The sequence below is a fragment of the Roseateles sp. P5_B10 genome (assembly GCF_056400485.1).
The window spans coordinates 1-5,225 of the sequence record NZ_JBFULE010000366.1 but is presented as its reverse complement, the minus strand read 5'-3'; the positions used below and the strand labels follow the sequence as shown (position 1 = coordinate 5,225).

3 protein-coding genes and 1 pseudogene are annotated in these 5,225 nt (G+C 65.9%); all 4 read right to left on the bottom strand.

Annotated elements, in window-relative coordinates; translation table 11 throughout:
- Nucleotides 1-163: 163 nt before the first annotated feature.
- Nucleotides 164-1,264 carry a cell division protein ZapE gene (zapE, locus tag AC1DU6_RS19430; protein ID WP_477858989.1) on the bottom strand — a complete coding sequence of 367 codons (1,101 nt, stop codon included), beginning with the start codon at nt 1,262-1,264 and terminating at the stop codon, nt 164-166.
- Between the two features lie 52 nt (nt 1,265-1,316).
- Nucleotides 1,317-2,738, bottom strand: coding sequence for a dihydrolipoyl dehydrogenase (gene lpdA, locus AC1DU6_RS19425; RefSeq protein ID WP_477858987.1), 1,422 nt, complete (start codon nt 2,736-2,738; stop codon nt 1,317-1,319).
- 21 nt (nt 2,739-2,759) lie between these two features.
- Complete coding sequence (gene odhB, locus AC1DU6_RS19420) at nt 2,760-4,007, bottom strand: 2-oxoglutarate dehydrogenase complex dihydrolipoyllysine-residue succinyltransferase (RefSeq protein WP_477858985.1); 1,248 nt, start codon at nt 4,005-4,007, stop codon at nt 2,760-2,762.
- Nucleotides 4,008-4,094: 87 nt separating this feature from the next.
- Nucleotides 4,095-5,225: pseudogene (gene sucA, locus AC1DU6_RS19415) on the bottom strand (2-oxoglutarate dehydrogenase E1 component); the annotation flags it as partial.

Genomic DNA, 5,225 nt, shown 5'->3' with positions numbered 1-5,225 from the left:
TCAAGCGGCCGCCGTGGAACCGGCTTTGCCGGGCCACTGGCGGCGCCCCCTCGAAGGGGGCTGAGGCCGGACACAAACGGCACGCCGTTTGCGCCTGCCGAAGGGTCGGCCCCTCCGGGGTCGGCGCGGCCTGCAAGGTGCGCGAAGCGAGTAGGGGGTGGCCTCATGTGAGCGAAGTATCAACCTCGCGACGGGCCAAGGCGAGGTATTCGGCCGAGCGCATTTCCTGCAAGCGCGACACCGTGCGCGGGAATTCGTGAGCCAGCGGCCCTTCGGTGTAAAGCTGCTCCGCTGGCACTGCGGCCGAAATGATGAGTTTGACGCGGCGGTCGTAGAGCACGTCCACCAGCCAGGTGAAGCGGCGCGCCTCGCTGGCCAGGCGCACCGGCATCTCCGGCACGTCGGACAGGATGACGGTATGGAACTGACTGGCCAGCTCGAGGTAGTCGTTCTGCGAGCGCGGACCACCACAAAGCGTTGCGAAATCGAACCAGACGACACCGCCGGCACGCCGACGCGCGTAGAGGGCGCGGTGCTCGATCATCAGCTTGCGGTCCTCGTCCYGCGCTTCTGCGAGGGACTCGAAGGCCTGGGTAAGCGCCGCTTCCGTCGACTCGTTCAGCGGCGTCAGGTAGAGGTTCATGTCCTCCAGGGTGCGGCGCCGGTAGTCGGTGCCGGCATCGACATTGATGACCTCGAGGTTGGCCTTCAGCAGCTCGATGGCTGGCAGGATGCGATCGCGGTGCAGGCCGTTGGGATAGAGCCCGTCGGGGTGGAAGTTGGACGTCGTGATGATGGACACGCGGTTGCGGAACAGGGCGTCCAGCAGGCGGTGCAGGATCATCGCGTCGGTCACGTCGGCGACGTGGAACTCGTCGAAGCAGATCAGGCGGAAACGCCGCGCGATGCGCTTGCCGAGTTCCTCCAGCGGGTCGGCAATGCCCTTGAGTTCCTGCAGCTCGCGGTGCACCTCGCGCATGAACTCGTGGAAGTGCAGTCGCGTCTTGCGCTGCAGCGGCACGGCCTGGAAGAAGCAGTCCATCAGGAAGCTCTTGCCTYGGCCTACGCCGCCGTACATGTAAACGCCGCGCGGGATGGGCGGGCGCACCAGCAGCTTGGTCACGGCATTGGCGCGCCGCGCCTTGTAGCTGGCCCATTCGTCCTGGCAGCGCTGCAGGGCCTCGATGGCACGCAGCTGCGCAGCGTCGGCCGTGAAGCCGCGCTCGGTGAGGGTCTGCTGGTAAAGCTCAGTGACTGAGGTCATCGCAAAAAAAGGGGCGACTGTCTGGCCGCCCCTTTCRATTCGCTACGTGCGATCAGAAGTTCAGCGTGCGCTTGTCGACGGCCAGGGCCGCTTCCTTCGTCGCTTCGCTCAAGGACGGATGCGCGTGGCAGATGCGTGCGATGTCCTCGGCCGAGGCCTTGAACTCCATCGCCACCACCGCCTCGGAGACCAGCTCCGACGCGAACGGGCCAATGATGTGCACGCCCAGGATCTCGTCGGTCTTGGCGTCGGCCAGGAACTTGACGAAGCCGGTCGTGTCACCCAGCGCACGGGCGCGGCCGTTGGCCAGGAAGGGGAACTGGCCGGCCTTGTAGGCGACGCCTTCGGCCTTGAGCTGCTGCTCGGTCTTGCCGACCCAGGCGATCTCGGGGCTGGTGTAGATGACCCAGGGCACGGTGTTGAAGTTCACGTGCCCATGCTGGCCAGCCATGCGCTCGGCCACGGCCACGCCCTCTTCTTCGGCCTTGTGCGCGAGCATGGGGCCGCGCACGACGTCGCCGATGGCCCAGACGCCCGGCAGGCTGGTCTTGCAGTCGTCATCCACGACGATGGCGCCGCGCTCGTCCAGCTTCAGGCCGACCACATCAGCACCCAGGCCGATGGTGTTGGGCACGCGGCCGATGGAGACGATAAGCTTGTCGACGTCCAGCGTCTTGGCCTCGCCCTTGGCGTCGGTGTAGGCGACGCTGACACCCTTCTTGCCTGACTTGACCTCGCCCACCTTCACGCCGAGCTGGATGTCCAGGCCCTGCTTCTTGAAGACCTTGGCGGCCTCCTTGGCGACGCTCTCATCCACCGCGCCCAGGAAGGCCGGCAGGCCTTCCAGTACGGTCACTTCAGCGCCCAGGCGGCGCCAGACCGAACCCATCTCCAGGCCGATGACGCCGGCGCCGATCAGGCCCAGCTTCTTGGGGGTCGTGCCGACGCGCAGTGCGCCGTCGTTGGACAGGATGTTCTCTTCGTCGAAGGGCACGCCGGGCAGCGCACGGGCGTTGGAGCCGGTGGCGACGATGACCTGCTTGGCCGCGATGGTTTCCTCGCCAGCCTTGAGCTCATAGCCGCCATCCTTGGCGGCAACGAAGGAGCCACGACCGTGGAAGAACGTGACCTTGTTCTTCTTGAACAGGTAGACGATGCCGTCGTTGTTCTGCTTCACGACCTGGTCCTTGCGGGCCAGCATCTTGGCGACGTCCATCTTGACGTTGTCCGCCGTGATGCCGTGGTCGGCAAAGTGGTGGTTGAGCTGCTCGTAGTGCTCGCTGGACTGCAGCAGCGCCTTGGACGGGATGCAGCCGACGTTGGTACAGGTGCCGCCGAGGGCGGGGCCGCCCTTGTCGTTCTTCCACTCGTCGATGCAGGCCACGTTCATGCCCAGCTGGGCCGCGCGGATGGCCGCGATGTAACCGCCGGGGCCGCCGCCGATGACGACGACGTCGAATTGCTTGGTGCTCATGCTGATCGTTCCTTGGCTTTCTTAGATGTCGAACAGCAAGCGGGCGGGGTCTTCCAGCGCTTCTTTCATCGTCACCAGGCCCAGCACGGCCTCGCGGCCGTCGATGATGCGGTGGTCATAKGACATGGCGAGGTAGTTGATCGGGCGCACGACGACCTGGCCGTTCTCGACCACCGCGCGGTCCTTGGTCGCATGCACGCCCAGGATGGCCGATTGCGGCGGGTTGATGATGGGCGTGGACAGCATGGAGCCGAAGGTGCCGCCGTTGGAGATGGAGAAGGTGCCGCCGGTCAAGTCGTCGATGGACAGCTTGCCGTCCTTGGCCTTCTGGCCGAACTCGGCGATCTTCTTCTCGATGTCGGCGAAGCTCATCTGGTCGACATTGCGCAGCACCGGCACGACGAGGCCGCGCGGCGAGCCGACGGCGATGCCGATGTCGAAGTAGCCGTGGTAGACGATGTCATTCCCATCGACCGACGCGTTGATGATGGGGTACTTCTTCAGTGCCGCCACAGCCGCCTTGACGAAGAAGCTCATGAAGCCGAGCTTGACGCCGTGTTCCTTCTCGAACTTCTCCTGGAACTTCTTGCGCATCTCCATGACCGGGGCCATGTTGACCTCGTTGAAGGTGGTCAGGATGGCGTTGGTGGACTGCGACTGCACCAGGCGCTCGGCGATGCGGGCGCGCAGGCGGGTCATGGGCACGCGCTGCTCGGGGCGGTCACCCAGGTTCTGCTGAGCCGGCGCGGCCACGGCCGGCAGCGGTTTGGCGACAGCGGGCGAGGCGGGCACGACGAGCGGCGCGGCGACGGCAGCAGGCTTGGGCTGGGCGCCAAGGGCGTCGCMCTTGGTCACGCGGCCGTCCTTGCCGGAGCCGGCCACGTCGGTAGCTTGCAGGCCCTTCTCGGCCAGGATCTTGGCGGCGGCGGGCATGGCCACATCGCCCTTGTTGGCGGCAGCAGGAGCAGCGGCGGCCACAGGTGCGGCAGCAGCAGCGGCAGGTGCGGCTGCAGCAGCGCCGGCCTTGCCTTCGGTGTCGATCTTGGCGAGCAGTTGCTGGCTGACGACGGTGCTGCCGTCAGCCACCAGGACTTCGGCCAGCACGCCGGAGGCAGGTGCGGGCACTTCGAGCACGACCTTGTCGGTCTCGATCTCGACGAGGGTTTCGTCGATGGTGACAGCTTCGCCGGGCTTCTTCTTCCAGGTCAGCAGCGTGCCCTCGGAAACGGATTCGGAAAACTGGGGAACTTGGACGTCAACGATGGCCATGGTGGGAGGCTCCGTGTTCTTTATTCGGTGTGATGGTGCAGGCGCGAGCAAGCGCAGCGCCGATCGGGGCGCTGCGCATTGCGGTCCTTATTTGGTGAGGATGAAGCCCTTGAGCTTGGCAAACGCCTGATCCAGCAGCGCCTTCTGCTGCTCCTGGTGCAGGTGGGCATAGCCGCAGGCGGGGCTGGCGCTGGCCGGGCGGCCGGCATAGCCGAGCTTCTGGCCTTCGCTCATGTTCTCGTGCACATAGTGCTGCACGAAGAACCAGGCGCCCTGGTTCTGCGGCTCGTCCTGGCACCAGACGATGTCGGTGGCGCTCGGGTACTTCTTCAACTCGGCCGCGAAGGCCTTGTGCGGGAAGGGGTAGAGCTGCTCGACGCGCACGATGGCCACGTCGGCGGACTTCTTCTCGGCCCGCGCCTTGACCAGGTCGTAATAGACCTTGCCCGAACAGACGATGACGCGCTTGACCTTCTCGGCATTCAGCGCGGCGTCCTGTTCACCGATGATGGTCTTGAAATCGCCCTTGGTGAAATCGGCCAGCGGCGAGGTGGCATCCTTCGCGCGCAGCAGGCTCTTGGGCGTCATGATGACCAGGGGCTTGCGGAACATGCGCAGCATCTGGCGGCGCAGCACGTGGAAGATCTGCGCGGCGTTGGTGGGCTGCACGACCTGCATGTTGTTGTCCGCGGCCAGCTGCATGAAGCGCTCCAGGCGCGCCGAGCTGTGCTCCGGGCCCTGGCCTTCGTAGCCGTGCGGCAGCATCATCGTCAGGCCGTTGGAGCGGCCCCACTTCACTTCGCCGGAGGCGATGAACTGGTCGATGACGACCTGKGCGCCGTTGRCGAAGTCGCCGAACTGCGCYTCCCAGATCGTCAGCGTGTTGGGCTCGGCCGCGGCATAGCCGTACTCGAAGCCCAGCACCGCTTCTTCAGACAGGATGGAGTCGATGACGGTGAACGGTGCCTGGCCTTCGGCCACGTTCTGCAGCGGGATGTAGGTACCGGCGTCCCAGTTGGCGCGGTTCTGGTCGTGCAGCACGGCGTGGCGGTGCGTGAACGTGCCGCGGCCGCTGTCCTCGCCGGACAGGCGCACTGGGTAGCCCGAAGCCACCAGCGACGCGAAAGCCATGGACTCGCCCATGCCCCAGTCAATGTTGACTTCGCCGCGGCCCATCGTGGCGCGGTCGGCGTAGAGCTTGGCGACGAGGTTGTGGGC

Excerpts from the sequence above, each read along its gene's own strand:
- lpdA (WP_477858987.1), bottom strand. The coding sequence starts at position 2,738 with ATGAGCACCAAGCAATTCGACGTCGTCGTCATCGGCGGCGGCCCCGGC.